This window comes from Pseudomonas sp. FA117 (assembly GCF_057370475.1).
The window spans coordinates 3,250,061-3,271,089 of the sequence record NZ_CM170675.1; the positions used below are offsets into that span (position 1 = coordinate 3,250,061).

The 21,029-nt window shown below is 64.9% G+C and carries 18 protein-coding genes; 15 read left to right on the top strand and 3 right to left on the bottom strand.

Annotation, left to right across the window (positions count from 1 at the left end):
* Positions 1-46: 46 nt before the first annotated feature.
* Positions 47-1,012, bottom strand: coding sequence for a threo-3-hydroxy-L-aspartate ammonia-lyase (locus AC1TXO_RS14995; RefSeq protein ID WP_486402472.1), 966 nt, complete (start codon positions 1,010-1,012; stop codon positions 47-49).
* Positions 1,013-1,340: 328 nt separating this feature from the next.
* On the opposite strand from AC1TXO_RS14995, the gene AC1TXO_RS15000 reads away from it, so the two are divergent.
* Together AC1TXO_RS15000 and AC1TXO_RS15005 are read left to right on the top strand one after the other, a co-directional pair.
* On the top strand, positions 1,341-2,153 hold the full coding sequence (locus AC1TXO_RS15000) for an alpha/beta fold hydrolase (protein ID WP_486402473.1): 813 nt from the start codon (positions 1,341-1,343) through the stop codon (positions 2,151-2,153).
* The gene (locus tag AC1TXO_RS15005; protein ID WP_486402474.1) at positions 2,146-3,333 is read left to right on the top strand and encodes a PAS domain-containing sensor histidine kinase; all 1,188 of its coding nucleotides are present in this window, start codon (positions 2,146-2,148) and stop codon (positions 3,331-3,333) included. Before AC1TXO_RS15000 ends, AC1TXO_RS15005 begins: the two co-directional genes overlap by 8 nt.
* Here the strand turns inward: AC1TXO_RS15005 and AC1TXO_RS15010 are convergent.
* The gene (locus AC1TXO_RS15010; protein WP_486402475.1) at positions 3,317-3,844 is read right to left on the bottom strand and encodes a hypothetical protein; all 528 of its coding nucleotides are present in this window, start codon (positions 3,842-3,844) and stop codon (positions 3,317-3,319) included. The two genes, AC1TXO_RS15005 and AC1TXO_RS15010, sit on opposite strands and share 17 nt — an antisense overlap.
* Before the next feature lie 205 nt (positions 3,845-4,049).
* On the opposite strand from AC1TXO_RS15010, the gene AC1TXO_RS15015 reads away from it, so the two are divergent.
* The 11 genes from AC1TXO_RS15015 (at position 4,050) to AC1TXO_RS15065 (ending at position 18,491) form a co-directional block, all read left to right on the top strand.
* Entirely contained in the window at positions 4,050-5,840 is a 1,791-nt protein-coding gene (locus AC1TXO_RS15015; protein ID WP_486402476.1) for a thiamine pyrophosphate-requiring protein, read from the top strand.
* Positions 5,841-6,041: 201 nt separating this feature from the next.
* Complete coding sequence (gene mrdA / locus AC1TXO_RS15020; RefSeq protein ID WP_486402477.1) at positions 6,042-7,937, top strand: penicillin-binding protein 2; 1,896 nt, start codon at positions 6,042-6,044, stop codon at positions 7,935-7,937.
* A 281-nt stretch (positions 7,938-8,218) separates the two neighbouring features.
* Entirely contained in the window at positions 8,219-8,779 is a 561-nt protein-coding gene (gene msuE, locus AC1TXO_RS15025) for an FMN reductase (RefSeq protein ID WP_486402478.1), read from the top strand.
* 9 nt (positions 8,780-8,788) lie between these two features.
* A complete protein-coding gene (locus tag AC1TXO_RS15030; protein ID WP_486402479.1) occupies positions 8,789-9,976 on the top strand; it encodes an acyl-CoA dehydrogenase family protein in 1,188 nt (395 codons plus the stop codon).
* A gap of 10 nt (positions 9,977-9,986) precedes the next feature.
* On the top strand, positions 9,987-11,090 hold the full coding sequence (locus AC1TXO_RS15035; protein WP_486402480.1) for a sigma-54 interaction domain-containing protein: 1,104 nt from the start codon (positions 9,987-9,989) through the stop codon (positions 11,088-11,090).
* 132 nt (positions 11,091-11,222) lie between these two features.
* The gene (gene pvdM, locus AC1TXO_RS15040; RefSeq protein ID WP_486402481.1) at positions 11,223-12,575 is read left to right on the top strand and encodes a pyoverdine-tailoring dipeptidase-like protein PvdM; all 1,353 of its coding nucleotides are present in this window, start codon (positions 11,223-11,225) and stop codon (positions 12,573-12,575) included.
* A 16-nt stretch (positions 12,576-12,591) separates the two neighbouring features.
* Positions 12,592-13,869, top strand: coding sequence for a pyoverdine-tailoring periplasmic protein PvdN (gene pvdN / locus AC1TXO_RS15045; RefSeq protein WP_486402482.1), 1,278 nt, complete (start codon positions 12,592-12,594; stop codon positions 13,867-13,869).
* Between the two features lie 19 nt (positions 13,870-13,888).
* Positions 13,889-14,743, top strand: a complete 855-nt coding sequence (gene pvdO, locus AC1TXO_RS15050) for a dihydropyoverdine dehydrogenase (RefSeq protein ID WP_486406846.1) — start codon at positions 13,889-13,891, stop codon at positions 14,741-14,743.
* Between the two features lie 113 nt (positions 14,744-14,856).
* On the top strand, positions 14,857-16,191 hold the full coding sequence (locus AC1TXO_RS15055) for a lysine N(6)-hydroxylase/L-ornithine N(5)-oxygenase family protein (protein ID WP_486402483.1): 1,335 nt from the start codon (positions 14,857-14,859) through the stop codon (positions 16,189-16,191).
* A 238-nt stretch (positions 16,192-16,429) separates the two neighbouring features.
* On the top strand, positions 16,430-17,233 hold the full coding sequence (gene dkgB, locus AC1TXO_RS15060) for a 2,5-didehydrogluconate reductase DkgB (RefSeq protein WP_486402484.1): 804 nt from the start codon (positions 16,430-16,432) through the stop codon (positions 17,231-17,233).
* 76 nt (positions 17,234-17,309) lie between these two features.
* Positions 17,310-18,491: an MFS transporter gene (locus AC1TXO_RS15065; protein ID WP_486402485.1), complete on the top strand. Its 1,182-nt coding sequence runs from the start codon at positions 17,310-17,312 to the stop codon at positions 18,489-18,491.
* 18 nt (positions 18,492-18,509) lie between these two features.
* Here the strand turns inward: AC1TXO_RS15065 and AC1TXO_RS15070 are convergent, their stop codons facing one another.
* Positions 18,510-19,430, bottom strand: a complete 921-nt coding sequence (locus AC1TXO_RS15070; RefSeq protein ID WP_486402486.1) for a LysR substrate-binding domain-containing protein — start codon at positions 19,428-19,430, stop codon at positions 18,510-18,512.
* Positions 19,431-19,593: 163 nt separating this feature from the next.
* Here AC1TXO_RS15070 and AC1TXO_RS15075 point away from each other — a divergent pair, with 163 nt between their 5' ends.
* Both AC1TXO_RS15075 and AC1TXO_RS15080 read left to right on the top strand, forming a co-directional pair.
* Complete coding sequence (locus tag AC1TXO_RS15075; RefSeq protein ID WP_486402487.1) at positions 19,594-20,370, top strand: YqcI/YcgG family protein; 777 nt, start codon at positions 19,594-19,596, stop codon at positions 20,368-20,370.
* Positions 20,371-20,372: 2 nt separating this feature from the next.
* Positions 20,373-21,014 (top strand): LysE family translocator, encoded by a 642-nt coding sequence (locus AC1TXO_RS15080; RefSeq protein ID WP_486402488.1) that lies wholly within the window; start codon positions 20,373-20,375, stop codon positions 21,012-21,014.
* Positions 21,015-21,029: the final 15 nt, after the last annotated feature.

Below are 21,029 nucleotides of genomic sequence, written 5' to 3' on the forward strand. Positions count from 1 at the left end.
GGCCAGCCTCGCTGCCGTTGGCGCGTTATCGGAAAAGTTGCCATGGTCAGGCCTGCAGGAACTGGCCGAGCCTGTCGATATCGATATTGCCGCCGGTGATGATCACCCCCACGCGCTTGCCCTGCAGCTCGTCCTTGAGCTTGCGAACGGCCGCCAGGCCCAGGCAGCCGGTAGGCTCGACCACGATCTTCATGCGCTGGGCGAAGAACTGCATCGCCTGCACCAGCTCGGGGTCGGTGACCGTTTCGATACGGTTCACCCCTTGCTGGATGATCGGAAAGGTGTAGTTGCCCAGGTGCTGGGTCTGGGCACCGTCGGCGATGGTGTCCGGCGTGTCGATGTGCACGATCTGGCTGGATTCGAACGAACGCTGGCCATCATTGCCCGCCTGCGGCTCGACCCCGATCAGGGTGCAGCCGGGTGACAGCGCCCGCGTCGACAGCGCGGTGCCGGAGAGCATGCCACCACCACCGAGGCCGACCAGCAGCACATCGAGCTGGCCTACCTCCTCGAACAGCTCCTTGGCAGCCGTACCCTGCCCCGCCAGGACGTGCGGGTGGTCGTAGGGTGGGATCAGGGTCATGCCGCGGTCGACAGCGAAGGTACGGCCGATGGCTTCGCGGTCCTCTGTGTAGCGGTTGTACAACACCACCTCTGCGCCGTAGTCACGGGTGGCCGCAACCTTGGCCGCCGGAGCATCGGTAGGCATGACGATGATGGCCGGGATCTTCAGGATCGCAGCGGCCAGCGCGATGCCCTGGGCGTGATTGCCGGACGAAAAAGCCACCACGCCAGCCTTGCGCTGCGTCTCGTTGAACTGCGACAGGGCATTGTAGGCGCCCCTGAACTTGAAGGAACCGCCGCGCTGGAGGTTTTCGCACTTGAAGAACACCTGTGCACCGACCTGGCCATCGAGGGTGCGCGATGTCAGTACGGGAGTCAGGTGGGCAGCGCCCTGGAGCCGCGCAGACGCGTCGAGCACATCCTGGTAGGTGGGCAAAGCGATGGACATGGCAAGGTTCCTCGAGGATTGGACAACGGGCGGCGCTACCGGGCGCCAGATCGAATCAATTTATTGGACACATTATCCAGACATATACAATCTGTAAACACCTGAACGCCGTTGCTCGTGACGCTCGGTGCACGCTCGCACAGGCATGCTGACCACTTTCCCTGTATGCTCCCCTGTATCCGCTACGCTCAAGCCAAGCGAACGTTCTTCCCGTTCGCTGTTCCGACCACAGTTACCCGCACGTCCTTACCTTATCCCGGCCAATGCCTCTGGCAGCAGCCGGAGCCTCTCTGATGCCATTCGACGGTGCTCGACACCGGGAACCGCCATGGACTTGAAACGCCGCAACAATGTGCATCTTTCGGGTAAAGGCCAGGCCACGATCATCTTCGCCCATGGCTTCGGCTGCGACCAATCGGTGTGGAATCCGCTGCTGGCACATTTTCGTGCACGTTTTCGGGTGATCACCTTCGATCTTGCAGGCGCAGGCGGATCCGACCTCGAGGCCTACGACGCCGACAAGTACGCCTCGTTGCAAGGGTACGCCACGGACCTCAACGAGATCATCAGCGCCTTCGCCGCAGGCCCGGTGATCCTGGTGGGGCATTCCGTGAGCGCCATGATCGGCGCCCTGGCCGAGCGGCAGATGCCCGGGCGCATCGCTGCCCAGGTCATGATCGGTGCCTCGCCGTGTTACGTGAATGACGACGGTTACTTCGGCGGCTTCAGCCAGGCCGACATCGATGGGCTGCTCGAGACCCTCGACAGCAACTACCTGAGCTGGTCCAGCAACATGGCGCCGGTGGTGATGGGCGCACCGGGGCAGCCAGAGCTCGGCGAAGCTTTGGCCAACAGCTTCTGCCGGACCAATGCAGCGATTGCACGGCAGTTCGCCCGTATCATCTTCCTCTCGGACCATCGCCAGGACATCGAAGGCCTGTCGACCCCTGTACTGCTGCTGCAATCGACCGAGGACATCATTGCGCCCCTTGCCGTAGGCGACTACCTGCACAAGGTGCTGCCCAACAGCCAGCTGTGCCTGATCGACAACATCGGCCACTACCCGCACATGAGCGCGGCCCAGGCCTGCAGCCAGGCGATGGATGCCTTCCTGGCACCCTGGGCAACGGCCCATGGATAACGGCCTGCCCAGTGCCGATGCGCTGTTCGAGCAGGCGCCCTGCGGCCTGGTGGTGATTGCCGAGGATGGCACCATCCTGCGCAGCAACCGGACCTTCGGCGACTGGCTGGGGCATGAGTCGGCACGCTTGGTCGGTCATCGATTCCAGACCCTGCTGACCGTCGGCGGGCGAATCTTTCACCAGACCCACTGGGCTCCCCTGATGAAGATGCAGGGCTCGGTGGCGGAAGTGAAACTCGACCTGCAGCACCGTGAGGGACGGACCATCACCATGCTGCTCAACGGTATCCGCCGTGAACACTCGGGCGGTGTCTGCTACGAGCTGGCGCTGTTCGGCGCCATGGAGCGTGATCGCTACGAGCGCGAGATGGTGGCGGCGCGCTGCCAGGCCGAACAACTGCTGGCGCAGAAATCTGCAGCCGAAGCGCAGTTGCAACAGGCCAAGACCGCGCTGTCGGAAGCTTATGAGATCGCCCAGCGCCGGGCGGCGTTCGCCGAGCAGATGGTCGCCATCGCCAGCCACGACCTGAAGAATCCGCTGACCGCGATCAGCATGGCCACCCAGTTGCTGGAGCGGGACGCGCGGCACGAGCGCGAGCGACGCCTGCTCGGCAGTATCAGCCATTCCTCGGAGCGCGCCCGACGGATGATCGCCGACCTGCTCGACCTCGCCTCGGTCAGGATCGGCCAGGGCATCATCATCCGACGCCAGGTGTGCGATCTGCAGCAGATCGTCGAACAGAGCCTGACCGAACTGCGCGTGGCCTTCCCTCAGGCTGACATCCGCTACCTGCCGCACGGTCGCGGCCTGATCGATATCGACCCCGACCGCCTGCAGCAGTTGATCGGCAACCTGGTCGGCAACAGCGTGGCCTATGGTGATCTCGAGCACCCGATCACCCTCGCCAGCACGCTGGAACACCCGACTGCGGTGCTTACCGTGCACAACCATGGCCCCGGCATTGCACCTTCGCTGCTGCCCGACCTGTTCGAACCGATGACCCGCGCCACCGACAGGTGCGGCTCGATACGCTCGGTCGGCCTTGGCCTGTTCATTGTCCGCGCCATCGCCGAGGCCCACGGCGGCCAGGTCGAGGTCTCGTCCAGCACGGTCTCGGGCACCACTTTCAGCCTGCACTTGCCGATGGCGCAGGAGCTGCGTGTCACGCCAGCTGAATGAACACCGCATAACCGCCGAGCGTTATCCAGAACACCAGGAAGATCCAGGGCGTACGCAGGGAAAACAGCAGCGACTTGCGGTGCGTGGCGCGTGAAGTCTCCGCCTCGCTGAACAATGGCGATTCATCATAGGCGAGCCCCATCAGCGGTTCGCTGCGCAGCAGGTGGCTCTGCTTGGTCTGCCAGTGATCGATGATCCTGTAGGCCGCATGAATGCCGGGCCAGGCGTTCAGCGAACTGAGCACGCCCAGCAAGGCGAGGAACGGCGGCACCAGCAAGGTGAACATTTCGCCCCAGCTCTGGTTCAGGTTGCTCATCGACGAGACGAAGGCGATCACCAGAAACGACTGGGCGGTGAGGTAGGCATCGGTGCGGTTGGCCAGGATGCTGGTTTCGTACTGGATTTCACGACGGTAGAAGTCCAGGCGCTCCTTGGGAGAGCCGAACATCCGGGCATCGCGTTCATTGCTGATCTCGTGCTCGGGCGTGGACGGAGTGATGATGCGGGGCACTCGATGACTCCTGGGAAGTGGGTCGTTGCCGTGCTTGCAGCGCAAAGCGAATTGCGCCCTGTTGTCTGCAGGGAATCCGCCGCGACCGACAAAGTTCAGGCGATCTCGGCTACGGCAGATGGGCGGGACGCCAGGCCAGACGATTGAAACTTTCCTCGAACGCGCCAAGTCCAGACCCCTATCGATCACAGAATGGGAGAGGACAATGACCGTCACCGTAGGCGACTTCCTGGTGGAGCGGCTGTATCAATGGGGCGTGCGGCGCATCTTCGGCTACCCCGGCGACGGCATCAACGGCGTGTTCGGCGCGCTCGCCCGGGCCGGCGGCAAGATCCAGTTCGTCCAGGCCCGCCATGAAGAGATGGCAGCGTTCATGGCCAGTGCCCACGCCAAGTTCACCGGCGAGTTGGGGGTGTGCATCGCCACCTCCGGCCCCGGTGCCTCGCACCTGCTCACTGGCCTCTACGACGCTCGCATGGACCATCAGCCGGTGCTTGCCATCGTCGGCCAGCAGGCGCGTGCCGCACTGGGCGGTCACTACCAACAGGAGCTCGACCTGGTGTCGATGTTCAAGGATGTGGCCGGCGCCTTCGTGCAGCAGGCCTCCACGCCCGCGCAGGTCCGCCACCTGCTCGACCGTGCCGTGCGCACGGCAGTGGGCGAGCGCCGGGTCACGGCGGTCATCCTGCCCAACGATTTGCAGGACCTTCCCTACGAGGCGCCGCCCAGAGCCCACGGTACGCTGCATTCGGGTGTCGGCTACAGCAAGCCCAAGGTCGTGCCCTTCGAAGACGACCTGCAGCGCGCTGCCGAGGTACTCAATGCCGGACGCAAGGTGGCGATCCTGGTCGGTGCCGGCGCCCTGCAAGCCAGCGAGGAAGTGACTGCAGTGGCCGAGAAACTTGGCGCAGGCGTGGCCAAGGCCTTGCTGGGCAAGGCTGTGCTGCCGGACGACCTGCCCTGGGTGACCGGTTCGATCGGCCTGCTCGGGACCGAGCCCAGTTACCAGCTGATGAACGAGTGCGACACCCTGCTGATGATCGGTTCAGGCTTTCCCTATGCTGAATTCCTGCCCAAGGAAGGCCAGGCCCGTGGCGTGCAGATCGACCTGCAACCGGACATGCTCAGCCTGCGCTACCCGATGGAAGTCAATTTGGTCGGGGACGCCGCACACACCCTGCGCGCGCTGTTGCCACTGCTGCTGCCCAAGACCGATGGCCGCTGGCGCAAGAAGGTCGAAGGCTGGCGCGCACGCTGGGACAAGACCCTGGAAAAACGCGCGTTGGCCAAGGCCGACCCGATCAACCCGCAGCGCGTAGTGCACGAGCTCTCACCTCGCCTGCCGGATCACAGCATCATCACCAGCGACTCGGGCTCGTGCGCCAACTGGTTCGCCCGCGACCTGCAGATCCGCGAGGGTATGCAATGCTCGCTGTCCGGTGGCCTGGCCTGCATGGGCGCGGCAGTACCCTACGCCATTGCCGCCAAGTTCGCCCACCCGCAGCGGCCAGTGGTGGCGCTGGTGGGCGACGGCGCAATGCAGATGAACAACCTCGCCGAGCTGATCACCGTGGCCAAGTACTGGCAGCAGTGGGACAACCCGCAGTGGATCTGCGCCGTGTTCAACAACGAGGACCTCAACCAGGTGACCTGGGAACAGCGGGTGATGGAAGGCGATCCGAAATTCGAAGCCTCGCAATCGATCCCGGACGTGCCCTACCACCTGTTCGCCATTTCCATTGGCTTGCAGGGCATCTATGTCGAGCGCGAGGAAGATGTCGCCGACGCCTGGGAGCGCGCGCTGTCTGCAGATCGTCCCGTGCTGATCGAGTTCAAGACCGATCCCGACGTGCCACCGCTGCCGCCGCACATCAAGCTTGAACAGGCAAAGAAATTCGCCACCACCCTGCTCAAGGGCGACCCGGATGAGGCCGGGGTCATCGTGCAGACCGCCAAGCAGGTACTGAGCTCGGTGCTGCCTGGCAAGAAGAAGTAGAGGGATCTCTGTTGCGCCCGGCCGAATGAACAAATCTTCATTTTCGCTGCGAGTGCCTGAATGGCAGGGCCAACGGAGGCTCGAAGCGGGACGGCCGGACGTGGATGTCTTGAGGCCGGGCGCGGGCTTGCGTAGCATCGCGAGCCCTCGTCGCCAGTCTCGGGGGCGCAGCACCTTCTTTCATCTGTCATCCGAGCCCCCATGCCACAACCGATCCCCCTCAAGGACCATGAAAAGGAAAAGCTGCTGGTCAACCGCCGGCTGCTGGTCTGCGCAGCGCTGACCCTGGGCCTGGTCGCCGTGCTGGTGGGAAGGCTCTATGTGCTGCAGGTGCTGCAGCACGACCAGCAGTCGGCGGTGTCGGAAAACAACCGCGTGCACGTGCTGCCCATCGCCCCTGAACGCGGGCTGATCTATGACCGCAACGGTGTGGTGCTGGCCGACAACAAGCCCAGCTTCAACCTGACCATGACCCGCGAGCGCACCAACGGCCAGACGCCTGCCGTGCTCGACGCCCTGGCCCAGGTGCTGAACCTGTCCGAAGACGACCGCGCCCAGTTCGACAAGGACCTGCGCCGCGGGCGCAAACCGTTCGAGCCGGTCACCCTGATGTTCGGCCTGAGCGAGGAGCAGATCGCCCTGATCGCGGTCAACCAGTTCCGCCTGCCGGGGCTGGACGTCGAGCCGCAGTTCATCCGCGAATACCCGCTCGCCGAGCACTTCGCCCACTCGGTGGGCTACGTCGGGCGGATCAACGAGAAAGAAGCCAAGACCCTCGACAGCACCGAGTACCGAGGCACCCAGTCGATCGGCAAGACCGGTGTCGAACGCTTCTACGAGAACGAACTGCACGGCCACGTCGGCTATGAAGAGGTCGAGACCAACGCCCAGGGCCGGGTGATGCGGGTGCTGCGCCACCATGACCCGGTACCGGGCAAGGATATCGTCCTGAGCCTGGATGCCCATCTGCAGCAGGCCGCCGAGAAGGCGCTGGGCGATCGTCGCGGCGCCGTGGTGGCGCTGGATCCGGCCACCGGCGACGTGCTGGCGATGGTCAGCAATCCCAGCTTCGACCCCAACCTGTTCGTCAAGGGCATCAGCTTCAAGCAATATGCCGCGCTGCGCGACTCGATCGACCGGCCACTGTTCAACCGCGTCCTGCGCGGCCTGTACGCACCCGGCTCGACGGTCAAGCCGGAGGTGGCCATCGCCGGGCTGGACAGCGGCGTCATCACCCCCGGCAGCAGGGTGTTCGACCCCGGCTACTACGAGCTGCCCAACTACGATCACAAGTATCGCAACTGGAACCGCACCGGCGATGGCTGGGTGGACATGTACACCGCCATCATGCGTTCCAACGACACCTATTTCTACGACCTGGCGCACAAGCTGGGCATCGACCGCCTGCACGACTACATGGCCGAGTTCGGCCTGGGGCAGAAAGTCTCGCTGGACATGTTCGAGGAATCCCCCGGGCTCATGCCGTCGGCGCAATGGAAGCGCGCCACCCGCCGCCAGGCGTGGTTCCCTGGCGAGACGCTGATCCTCGGCATCGGCCAGGGCTACATGCAGGTCACCCCGCTGCAACTGGCCCAGGCCACCAGCCTGCTGGCCAGCAAAGGCGCCTGGCACCGCCCGCACCTGGCGATGACCGTGGGCGGCGAGCACCCGGTCGATCCGAACCCGATGCCGGACATCGTGCTGCACGACAAGCGCGCCTGGGACCAGGTCAGCCAGGGCATGCAGATGGTCATGCACGATCCGCGCGGCATCGCCCGCGCAGCGGCCGCAGGTGCGCAGTACCGGATTGCCGGCAAGAGTGGTACCGCGCAGGTCGTGGCGATCCGCCAGGGCGAGCGCTACAACCGTGACAAGACCCTGGAGCGACATCGCGACAACGCGCTGTTCGTCGGCTTCGCCCCGGCCGAGCATCCCTCGATCGTGGTCGCGGTGATGATCGAGAACGGCGAAGCCGGTGGCCGGGTTGCCGGGCCTGTGGTGCGCGAGATCATGGATGCCTGGCTGTTGGATGACCAAGGGCACCTCAAGGAGCAGTACGCAGGTGCCGGGGCCAAGGGGCCGGTGCCGCACGGGTGAGCCCGCTCCCACACGGATCACGCTAAATCCAATAAAAGGAATAAGAATATGAATTCTTATTCCTTTTATATTGAAAGCCCTTCCTCTATAACTTTCCCAACTGTACAGCAGCCAACACCGGCCAACTGTTCACAGCGCAACACCCGTTCAACACCCCGCTGCCCCGGCAACACGGCACTGGCTGCGAAAACGCCGCAGGTGTCTGATTTCAAAGGCCTCAGCATCTCGGCACGACGATTGCTCAAGCAAAGTCCCCCGCTCACCCGAACAGGAGACTCGCCATGAGCACCCCCTTGAACGTCGTCGCCCTTTCCGGCGGCACCGCGCGCCCCTCGCGAACCCTCGCCCTGACCGAAGCCATCCTCGCCGAACTCGGCCGGCACTTGCTGATCAAGCCCCACCTGATCGAGCTGGGCGATATCGCCCGTCCGCTGGGTGCTGCGCTGTGGCGCGGCGAGTTGCCAGAGACCGTCGAGCAACAGTTGCAGCGCATCGAGCAGGCCGACCTGCTGCTGGTGACCACGCCGGTCTACCGCGGCAGCTTTCCCGGCCACTTCAAGCACCTGTTCGACCTCATCGGCCAGGACGCCCTGGTCGACACGCCGGTGCTGCTGGCAGCCACCGGTGGCAGCGAGCGTCACGCCCTGGTCCTCGATCACCAGTTGCGCCCGCTGTTCAGCTTCCTGCAGGCGCTGACCCTGCCGATCGGCGTCTATGCCAGCCAGGCCGAGCTGCACGACTACCGGGTTTCCAGCGACGCCCTGGCCGCGCGCATCCGCCTGGCCGCAGAGCGCGCCGTACCGCTGTTCGCCCCCCATCATCAGTTGCGCAAGAGTGCCTGAGTGACCACCATGAATGCTCCCGTAACCACCGCCGCCCACACCCCCTTGGCCATTGCCCGTGAACTGGCCCGCCAGTTCGCGCTCACTGCGGTCGAACGTGACGAGCGCGGCGGCACCCCCAAGGCCGAGCGCGACGCCCTGCGCAACAGCGGCCTGCTGTCGCTGAGCATCCCGGTTGCGCTGGGCGGCCAGGGTGCCAGCTGGACCGAAACCTTCGATGTGATCCGCGAGTTCGCCCGGGTCGACAGCTCCATCGCCCACGTGTTCGGCTTCCATCACCTGATGCTGGCAACCGTGCGGCTGTTTTCCCGACCGGACCAATGGCAGCCATGGTTCGAACAGACGGCGCGCAAGCAGTGGTTCTGGGGTAACGCCCTCAACCCGCTGGACACCCGCACCCAGGTCCGGCATTTCGACGGCTGGTGCGAGTTCTCCGGCAAAAAGAGCTTCTGCTCCGGCGCCAGCGATTCGGAGATGCTCATCGCCTCGGCGGTCGATGAGCGCGCCGGCGGCAAGCTGCTGATCGCGGCGATCCCCAGTGGCCGCACCGGCATCAGCCTGCACGGCGACTGGGACAACATCGGCCAGCGCCAGACCGACAGTGGCAGCGCCACCTTCGAGCGGGTGCGGGTCGAGCTCGATGAGCTGCTGCTCGATCCCGGCCCGTTGAGCACCCCGTTCGCCGCCCTGCGCCCGCTGATCGCCCAACTGCACTTCGCCAACCTGTTCCTGGGCATCGCCGAAGGGGCTTTCGACGAGGCGCGCCAGTACACGCTCAAGGAGAGCCGGCCCTGGTTCCGCTCCAGCGCCAGCGAAAGCCGCGAAGACCCCTACGTGCTGCGTCATTACGGCGAGTTCTGGGTGGGCCTGGAAAGCGTGCGCCTGCTGATCCGCCGCGCCTGCGAGCAACTCGACGCCGCCTGGGCACGCGACAACAGCCTCGGCGCCGAACAGCGGGCAGACCTGGCCCTGGCCATCGGTACCGCCAAGGTTGCGGCGACCCGCCATGGCCTGGACATCTGCAACCGCCTGTTCGAAGTCACCGGCGCGCGCGCCACCCACGCCTCGCTGCGCTTCGACCGCCACTGGCGCAACCTCAGGACCCAGACCCTGCACGACCCGGTGGACTACCGCATCCATGAACTCGGCGAGTGGGCGCTGAATGACAAGCGCCCTTTCCCGTCCTTCTATTCCTAAAGGCACGTCCATGCAATTGCTGACCCTCCCCCCGTCACCGTCATTGGCTACCTCGATCAGGGCGACCGCACAGGTCTTCGAAGACCCCAGATCACAGGCGCTGCTCGCCCACCTGCAACAGGTCGCCCCCAGCGAGGCCAGCGTCCTGATCATCGGCGAGACCGGCACGGGCAAGGAGCTGGTCGCACGCCACATCCACAACCTCAGTGCCCGCCGTGACGGGCCGTTCGTCGCGGTGAACTGCGGCGCCTTCTCCGAATCGCTGGTCGAGGCCGAGCTGTTCGGTCACGAGAAGGGCGCCTTTACCGGTGCCCTGGCGTCCAAGGCCGGCTGGTTCGAGGAAGCCAACGGCGGCACGCTGTTCCTCGACGAGATCGGCGACCTGCCGCTGCCGATCCAGGTCAAGCTGCTGCGCGTGCTGCAGGAGCGCGAAGTGGTGCGCCTGGGGTCGCGCAAGAGCATCCCGATCAATGTGCGGGTGCTGGCGGCCACCAACGTGCAACTGGAAAAGGCGATCAACGCCGGGCATTTTCGCGAAGACCTGTATTACCGCCTGAACGTGGTCACGCTGTCGCTGCACCCGCTGCGCGAGCGACCTGGCGATATCCTGCCGCTGTCGCGGCATTTCATCCGCAGCTACAGCGAGCGCCTGGGCTACGGGCCGGTAGAGCTGGCTGCCGATGCCCAGGCCAAGCTGGTGGCCTACGGCTGGCCGGGCAATATTCGCGAGCTGGAGAACGTGATCCATCACAGCCTGCTGACCTGCGGCGACGGGCTGATCCACGCCCGCGACCTGCGCCTTTCCAACCTGCGCCTGGAGCGTCAGGACGACCCGCCGACCGCGAAGTCCGCAGGCATCGACGACCTGCTGCAACAGGCCTTCAGCCGGCTGTACGAGGAGCAGTCGGGCGATCTGTACGAGAAGGTCGAAAATGCGCTGCTGCGCTCGGCCTACCACTTCTGCCATTACAACCAGGTGCATACCGCGCAGTTACTCGGGCTGTCGCGCAATGTCACGCGCACGCGGCTGATCGCCATCGGCGAACTGGTGGTGAACAAGCGCCGGGCACAAGAGCAGCCGCTGGACAACCGGGTAGTGCGCCTGTCGATCTGAATCCGTGCGTATCCGGAAACACCTTCTACGTAAATCTCTGCACACGCCATTCGTCCACCTGATACCCGAACCCTGCCCGGCCGTGTTCCGCGACGGCCGGGCGGTTCCGATCAGCCCTGCAACGAGATGGCAATGACCAAGACCCGTTCCCGCAAAGCCCTTTACATTGGCCTGCCCCTGGCCCTGGTGGTCGCTCTGGGCAGTGCCGCCGGCTACCTCTACTGGCAAAGCCTGGACGCCGGCTACCCGCGCAAGATCGTCGAGCAGGCCAATGCCCTGCACGAGCACATGCTCTCGTTCGACAGCCATGTCACCGTGCCGTTGGACCTGGGCAGCACTGGCAACGAGGTCGACAAGGACGGTCCGGGCCAGTTCGACCTGGTCAAGGCCAACCGTGGCCGCCTGTCCGGCGCGGCGCTGACCATCTTTGGCTGGCCGGAAATCTGGAACGGCCCCAATGCGCCGCACCGCCCCACTCCGGGCTTCGTCGACGAGGCCCGCCAGCAGCAGGAAGTGCGCTACAAGATCATCAGCGGCATGGTCCGCGACTTTCCCAACCAGGTCGGCATCGCCTACACACCCGACGACTTCCGACGCCTGAACGGCGAAGGCAAGTTCGCCATCTTCATCAGCATGCTCAATGCCTACCCACTCGGCCATGACCTGTCGCAACTGGACCTGTGGGCCGCGCGCGGCATGCGCATGTTCGGTTTCAGCTATACCGGCAACAACGACTGGGCCGACTCCTCGCGCCCGCTGCCGTTCTTCAACGACACCGCCGACGCCCTGGGTGGGCTGTCGCCGCTGGGCGAGCAGGCGGTCAAGCGGCTCAACGACCTGGGCGTGATCATCGACGTCTCGCAGATGTCGACCCTGGCCCTGGAAGACGTCGCCCGCCTGAGCCGCGCGCCGATCGTCGCCTCGCACTCGGCGCCGCGTGCGCTGGTGGACATCCCGCGCAACCTCTCCGACAAGGAAATGCAGCTGATCAAGGACAGCGGCGGCGTGATCCAGGTGGTCGGCTTCGGCCAGTACCTCAAGCCCCTGGACAAGTCGGTGCTGGACAAGCTCGAGGCACTGCGTGCGCGCTTCGACCTGCAACCCCTGCAAGGCCTGGCCAATGCCCTGATGCCGGGCGATGCAGTGATCGCCATCTGGCCCGAGTCGCGCTTCGGCGAATACGCCAGCAGCCTCTACGGGATTCTCGAGGAGGAGCCCAAGGCGACCCTCAGGCAATTTGCCGATGCCATCGACTACACCGTGAAGAAGGTCGGTATCGACCATGTCGGCATCAGTTCGGACTTCAACGACGGCGGCGGCCTCGATGGCTGGAAGGATGTCAGCGAGATCCGCAACGTCACCGCCGAGCTGCTCAGCCGCGGCTACAGCGAAACCGACATCGCCAAACTCTGGGCAGGCAACTTCCTGCGGGTCTGGGACCAGGTACAGAAAGCCGGACAACCCGTCGCCGCCACCCACCCCTGATCAAGGCCCCGCCCGCATGAGCAACCGTCGTACCTTCCTCAAGCAGGCCGGCCTGGTCGCCGCCTCCCTGCCGCTGCTGCCTGGTGCCCTGGCAGCCACGCCGGCCCCCGCGCCGCTCACCGGCAGCGAAAAATGGCGCAACCTGCGCAAGCTCTTCCCCCTGGACCCGGAGATCGCTCACTTCGCCAACTTCCTGGTCACCGCCCATCCGCGCCCGGTGCAGGAGGCGATCGACCGCCACCGTGCCGACCTGGACCGCAACCCTGCCGCCTTGATGGACTGGGAAAGCCAGTACGAATGGCAGCGCGAAGACGAAGTGCGCGACTGGGCCGCACGCTACCTGGAGGTCGGCCCACGGCAGATCGCCCTGACCGGCAGCACCACCGAAGGCCTGGCCATGATCTACGGCGGCCTGCAGGTCGGCGCCGGGCAGGAGATCCTGACCACCGAACACGAGCACTATTCCGCCAACAAGACCCTGGAGTTCCGCAGTCGCCGCCAGGGCACGCAGGTGCGCAAGGTCCGCCTGTTCAACAACCCGTGGGAGGTTTCCACCGACCAGGTGCTGACCACCCTGGAGCGCAACATCCGCCCCGAGACCCGCGTGCTGGGCATGACCTGGGTGCATTCGGGCAGTGGCGTCAAGCTTCCGGTCGGCGAGATCGGCGAACTGGTGCGCCGCCACAACCGCGAACGCAGCGAAGCCGAGCGCATCCTCTACGTGGTCGACGGCGTGCATGGATTCGGCGTGGAAAACCAGCGCTTCGCCAACTTCAACTGCGACTACTTCATCGCCGGCACCCACAAGTGGATGTTCGGCCCGCGAGGCACCGGCATCATCTGCGCCGCCTCGACCGGCATGGATCACCTCATCCCCAGCATCGCCACGTTCTCCCGCGATGAAGACTTCGCCACCATCATGACGCCCGGCGGCTACCACGCCTTCGAATACCGCTGGTCCGCCGGCGAAGCTTTCAAGCTGCACCTGCAACTGGGCAAGGCCGATGTCCAGGCGCGCATCCACCAGCTCAACGCCCTGCTCAAGGAGCGTCTGCTCGAAGACCGCCGCATCGAGCTGGTAACGCCACCCAGCGCGCAATACTCCGCCGGCTTCACCTTCTTCCGCGTCCCCGGCAAGGACCCCGACGCCATCGCCGCCCGCCTGGTGGCGGGCAAGGTGATGTGCGACGCCGTCGACCGCGACGTCGGCCCCGTCATCCGCCTGGCGCCGAGCCTGCTCAACGACGAGCAGCAGATCGACCGGGCCATGCACCTGATCACCCAGCAACTCTGAACAAGGCCCTACGATGACCATGCACTTTTCCCGCCTGACCCTCGCCGCCCTGCTCGCCGCCTGCAGCCTGCCGGCACTGGCTGCCGACACCGCCAGCAAGCCCGGCACGGTGTTTCGCGACTGCAGCACGAGCTGCCCGGAGCTGGTGGTATTGCCGGCCGGCAGCTTCACCATGGGCACCCCGCCCGACGAAATCGGTCGCCAGGATGACGAAGGCCCGCAGCATCAGGTGACATTCGCCAAGCCCTTCGCCATCAGCCGTTTCCAGGTCACGGCCGGCGAATGGGACGCCTATCTCAAGGAGGCCGGGGTGAAGATTCCCGACGGCGACGATCGTCCCGGTCGGCGCTGCACCGCGAGCAAGCCGAGCTACCAGCAAGGCCCGCGCCAGCCTGCGGTGTGCATGAGCTACGACGAGATCCAGCAGTACGTGGCCTGGCTGTCGAAGAAGACCGGCAAGCACTACGCCATGGTCAGCGAAGCCCAGCGTGAGTACGCCGCACGCGGCGGCAGCACCGGCGCCTTCCCCTTCGAGACGGACGAGAACCTCGACATCAGCAAGTACGCCAACGTCTACGGCCCCAAGGACGGTTTCAGCTACAGCTCGCCGGTCGGCAGCTTCCCGGCCAACGCGTTCGGCGTCTACGACATGCACGGCAACGTCTACGAATGGGTTGCTGACTGCTACCACGACAGCTATGTCGGCGCCCCTGCCGACGGCAGCGCGCGCACCGAGGCAGGCTGCACGCAGATCTCGATTCGCGGCAACGACTGGGGTGAAGCACCGATCTTCTCGCGCTCGGGCAACCGCAACACCACCGTGCGCGATGACCGTGGCGACTGGATCGGCTTTCGCGTGATCCGCGAGCTGTGAGGCACCCGCGGCGGTAAATTCTGCCACCCCCGGCTCGTTCCTATCGATGTACTTGCGCAGGACTCGGGGCGCGCCATGCCGCGCCCCACCCGACCATCCAAGGAATCGCAACCATGAGCCAGACCTCCTCGCCCGAAAAAATCCACGACCTCATCGGCGTCGGCTTCGGCCCTTCCAACCTGGCGCTGGCCATTGCCCTGGAAGAGCTCGCCGAAACCAACGGCCATGCCCTCGACGCACTGTTCATCGACAAGCAGAGCGACTATCGCTGGCACGGCAACACCCTGGCCACCCAGAGCGAACTGCAGATCTCGTTCCTCAAGGACCTGGTTTCGCTGCGCAACCCCACCAGCCCCTACAGCTTCGTCAACTATCTGCACCAGAAGCAGCGCCTGGCCGACTTCATCAACCTGGGCACCTTCTACCCCTGCCGGCTGGAGTACAACGACTACCTGCGCTGGGCCGCCGACCACTTCGCCACCCAGGCAGTGTATGGCGAGGAAGTGCTGCGGATCGAACCGGAACTGCGCGATGGCCGGGTCGACCACCTGCGCCTGATTTCCCGCGACCAGCAAGGCCACGAGCACCAGCGCCGGGCCCGCTCGGTGGTGGTCGGCAGTGGTGGCACGCCGAAGGTTCCCGAGGTATTCCGTGCATTCAAGGATGACCCGCGCGTCTTCCACCACTCCCAATACCTGAGCGCCCTGCAGCAGTTGCCGTGCACCGATGGCAAACCCATGCGCATCGCCGTGGTCGGTTCGGGCCAGAGCGCCGCCGAAGCCTTCATCGACCTCAACGACAGCTACCCGTCGGTCAAGGTCGACATGATCCTGCGCGGCTCTGCACTGAAGCCGGCCGACGACAGCCCGTTCGTCAACGAAATCTTCGCCCCCGAGTACACCGACCTGGTCTTCAACCAGCCGCATGCCGGGCGCGAGAAACTGATCGGCGAGTACCACAACACCAACTATTCGGTGGTGGACGTCGACCTGATCGAGCGCATCTACGGCATCCTCTATCGACAGAAGGTGGCCCATCAATACCGTCATGCCGTACTGTGCCGTCGCACTATCGAGGACGTGGTCGATACGGCCGAAGGTGTCGAGCTGACCCTGCGCGACCTGGCCACCGACGTGCGCCAGACCCACCGCTACGATGCGGTGATCCTTGCCACCGGCTACGAGCGCCGTTCGCATCGGGACCTGCTGGCGCCATTGCAGCAGCACCTGAAGGACTTCGAGGTCGATCGCAACTACCGCGCCCTGGCCAGCCCCGAGTTCGGCGCCAGCGTGTACCTGCAGGGCTTCTGCGAATCTTCCCACGGCCTGAGCGACACCCTGCTGTCGGTGCTGCCGGCACGCGCCGCGGAAATCGGCCAGTCGCTGTATCAGCACCTGGGCAAGCAGGCGAGCAATGCACCCGTTGCGCTGCGCATGACCAGCGCCTGAATCAGGCGTCCCAGCCGAGCAGCACCGGGCGCTCCCGGTGCCGCTCGGCTAGGGCTTGCAGCCAACTGCCGAAGGAATCGCTGTCGATTCATGACTCCAGGTCAAAAGACCTTGCCCCGCCCCCCTCTTAATCATCCCCGCTGCAACCTTCAAACTGCTCCCCACTCGAATGATCGATGTTTCCAGGCGCCAGCGCCTCTCGATCGATTACGACTTCCCCCACAGCAGGAGCAGAACCATGAGCATTCCTTCCTTCGGCCTCGGCACCTTCCGCCTCACCGGCCAGGCCGTCATCGATTCGGTCAAGTCCGCGCTGGATCTGGGCTACCGCGTCATCGACACCGCCCAGATCTACAAGAACGAAGCCGACGTCGGCCAAGCCATCGCCGAAAGCGGCGTGCCGCGTGACCAGCTGTTCATCACCACCAAGATCTGGACCGACAGCTACGCGGCCGACAAACTGATCCCCAGCCTGCGCGAAAGCCTGGCCAAACTGCGTACCGACCATGTCGACCTGACCCTGATCCACTGGCCGGCACCGGGTAACGGCGTGGAACTGCGCGAGTTCATGACCGCCCTGGCCGAAGCCAGGAAACTCGGCCTGACCCGCCAGATCGGGATTTCCAACTTCAATATCGAGCTGACCCGCCAGGCCATCGAAGTGGTCGGCAAGGGCGAGATCGCCACCAACCAGATCGAGCTCAGCCCCTACCTGCAGAACCGCAAGCTGACCGCCTTCCTCAAGGAGCAGGGCATTACCGTCACCTCCTACATGACCCTGGCCTACGGCAAGGTGCTCAAGGACCCGGTACTGACCCGCATCGCCAACAAGCACAAGGCGACCGTCGCCCAGGTTGCCCTGGCCTGGGCGCTGCAGCTGGGTTATGCGGTCATCCCGTCCTCGACCAAGCGCGAGAACCTGGCCAGCAACCTGCTTGCCCGCGACCTGCACCTGGACGACGAGGACATGGCGCAGATCGCCACCCTGGAGCGCAACGGTCGTGAAGTGAGCCCAGACGGCCTGGCGCCAGCCTGGGACTGATCCGCTGCTGCACCTTGGCGTCGGCTGCGGTCGACGCCATCCCCCCTTCCTGAATCGCCACTACCCGGAGTCTCCGATGAGCGCGCTTTCCCCCAAACGGGTCCTGTTTGCCCTGGCCATCGGCGCCTTCGGCATCGGTACCACCGAGTTCACGCCCATGGGCCTGCTGCCGGTGATCGCCGAAGGCGTCAACGCCAGCATTCCCACCGCCGGCATGCTGGTCACCGCCTACGCCATCGGCGTCATGGTCGGCGCCCCGATCATGACCCTGCTGTTCAGCCGCTTCGGCAAGCGTGCCGCGCTGATGATGCTGATGAGCATCTTCACCGTCGGCAACCTGCTGTCGGCGCTGTCGCCGGACTACTACACCCTGCTCGTGTCCCGACTGATCACCAGCCTCAATCATGGTGCGTTCTTCGGCCTCGGCGCCGTGGTCGCTGCCAGCGTGGTGCCCAGGGACAAGCAGGCCAGTGCCATCGCCACCATGTTCATGGGCCTGACCATCGCCAACATCGGCGGTGTACCGGCTGCCACCTGGATCGGCCAGCAGGTCGGCTGGCGCATGGCCTTTGCCGGCACCGCCGTGCTCGGTCTGCTCGCCATCGCCGCCCTGTGGTACGCCCTGCCCAAGGGTGAACGCGGCAGCGTGCCCCATGTGCGCAAGGAACTGGCGGTGATCGCCCGGCCCAGCGTGCTGCTGGCGATGGCCACCACGGTGCTGGGTGCCGGCGCCATGTTCACCCTGTACACCTATGTCGCCCCGGTGCTCGCCGAACTGACCGGGGCCTCCGACACCTTCGTCACCCTCGGCCTGGTGCTGATCGGCGTCGGCTTCACCCTCGGCAACAGCCTGGGTGGACGCCTGGCCGACTGGTCGCTGGACGGCGCCGCGCGGATCTTCCTCGCCAGCCTGGCAGTGATCATGCTGCTGATGCCACTGGTGCTTGGCTGCCATGTCGGTGCGGCGCTGGCGTTGCTGGTCTGGGGCATGTTCACCTTCGCCGTGGTCCCGCCGCTGCAGATGCGGGTGATGACCGCTGCGGCAGAGGCGCCGGGCCTGGCCTCCTCGATCAACGTCGGCGCCTTCAACCTCGGCAACGCGGTGGGTGCAGCGCTCGGCGGCGCGGTGATCAGCCTGGACCTGGGCTACGCCGCAGTGCCGATGGCCGGCGGCCTGCTGGCGGCCACTGCTCTGCTGCTGGTGTGGCTGGGTGGGCGCAACAGGGTAAGCAACGGCACCGTCGGCGAGGCGCTGTAAAGCGCCTCACCCCGGCGTTCACCCGTACAGGTAGTTGATATCCTTCAGTGCCAGCGGGGGCACCTGACCGAGCAGGTAGTCGCGCAGCCTGCCCATCTGCCGGGCCTTGGGGCTGGCCTTGAGCCAGGTCATGTAGTAGCCGTCGCCGGTCGCCACGGCCTGCTTGAAGGGCGTGATCAAGCGCCCGGCCGCCAGATCGGCACTGGCCAGCACCAGGTCGACCACGGAAATCCCCAGGCCCTGCTGCGCGGCGGAAATGCCCTGGTCGAGGGTGTCGAACACCTGGCCCTGGTCGATGCTGATGTCCAGCGCATCGACCCTGGCCAGCCAGCGCCGCCAGTCACGGCGGTCCGACGAGGGGTGAAGAAGCTCGCAGGTGCGCAGCACCGACAGCTCGGGCTCGGGCTCTTCGAGATAGTCCGGGTGGCACACGGGGATGAGCCATTCGTCGAACAGCTTCAGACTCTCGACATCGGCCGGAAACTTGCCGTTACCCAGCAGGATGGCGCAATCGTAGGGCTCGGAATAGAAGTCCACGGTATCGATGTCCATCCATACGCTCGACAGTTGCACGCTGCAGCTGTCGTCGATCTTCTTGAATCCATCCAGCGCCTTGAGCAGCCAGCGCACCGTGAGCGTCGAGGCAGCTTTCAGGCGCAGCCCGTAACGGTCCTGGCGCAGCAGCGCGCAGGCGTTCTCGATGATCTTGAAACCGACTTTCAGCTCCTGCGCCAGCAGGCGGCCATGCTCGGTCAGGCGCAGCTTGGGGCCGCGGCGCTCGAACAGGTCGCAGCCGAACATGGCTTCGAGGGTCTTGATGTGATGGCTCACGGCCCCCTGGGTCAGGGCCAGTTCTTCTGCCGCCCGGGTGAACGAGCCGTAGCGCGATGCCACCTCGAAGGCACGCAGGGCGTGCAGGGCTTGAATCCGTTCCGACATCTTCGCCATCCAGAGCATGAGTGAAACTAATAGTTACTCATAGTTCCAGGCGTTTTACAACCTGGGGTAGTTCTCAGAAAATGCAGGTAAATAACAATTACATCTAGCCAACACGCCGCGATAAGGCAGAAAAATCACTTCATAGAAATCTCCTGGGGAAACCATGTTTACGGGTTATGGAAACTGCTATCGCCTGGATGCGCTAGAGCTGGCCGACGAACATGTCCAGAGCAAGCATCACTGGACGTACAAAACCATGGAACATTTCAAGGAAATCCTCGGCAACCCGGCCTTTCCCTGCCTCTTCGGACGCAAGGCGGTCGCAGCTGCCAGTTGCCACATCCTCTTTGCCCGCGCCGAGGACCCGGCCAACGACATCGCGCGCGGCCTGGCCGACTATGTCGATACGCTCCAGCCGATCCCGCTCAAGCAGCGCATCGGCAACCCCCTGCTGGTGTTCCTGGAGACGGCAAACGACGACAGCCTGGCCGACCAGCAGGCCCTGGCCTGGAAGATCCTCCAGCAGGTCCATGCCCGCGATCCGCAGCCCTGGCCCCAGGACGTGCCGCGCGATCCGCACGACACCCAGTGGTCGTTCTGCTTCGCCGGCATGCCGCTGTTCATCAACATGAGCTTCCCTGCGCACCGGCAGATGAAGAGCCGCAACCTGGGCAGCAGCATCACCTTCGTCATCAATCCGCGCGAGAGCTTCGACGAAGTGGCCAGCGCCAGCACCGAAAGCGGCCAGCGGATCCGTGCCCGGATCCGCGAGCGTGTGGCGCAGTACAACGAAGGCGTGATGCCCGACAGCCTGGGTTTCTTCGGCCAGGACGACAACTTCGAATGGAAGCAGTACCAACTCCAGGAGGCCGGTTCACTCAAGCCTTCACGCTGCCCCTTCCATGCTTTTGCAACGCCTGAAAACCAGATCGAGAACTGAACGTGAATACTGCACTGACCGCCACTTATGCCCTCACCGTCCTTCTGCTGATCGCAACGCCGGGGCCTGTCGTCGCGCTGATCGTCAATACCGCAGCCGCCTCCGGGTCGCGCAAGGCCCTGTTCACGGCGCTGGGTACCAACTGGGCGTCACTGGTGCTGATCGCCGCTGCCGCCTGGATCATCCTGACCAGCGCAGCCATCGACAAGACCTGGCTCAGCGGCATGAGCCTGCTGGGCTGCCTGTTCATCGGCTATATCGCCGTGGGTACCTTGCGTGAGGCGCTGCAGGCGCCGGCAGCGGCGCCAGCAGACTCCGGCACGGTCGAGCCCACCCGCCGCGGCGGGCGTGGCGGCCTGCTGCAGGGCTTCATGGTGGGCATCTCCAACCCCAAGGACATCATTTTCTTCATTGCCTTCTTCCCGCAGTTCATCCAAGTCACCGAATCGTTCGAGAAGAGCATGGTGGTGCTGTCGCTGCTGTGGATCGTCATCGATTTCGCCGTACTGAGCCTGTACATCTTCGCCATCGGCAAGATCGCCTCGCGGCGCAGCAACCGCCTGATCAGCCTCGCCTCCGGCATCGCGCTGCTGCTGATTGCCGCGGGCGGCCTGCTGTACAACGTCAAGGAGCTGGCCGCCTGAGCCAGCCCTGCCCAA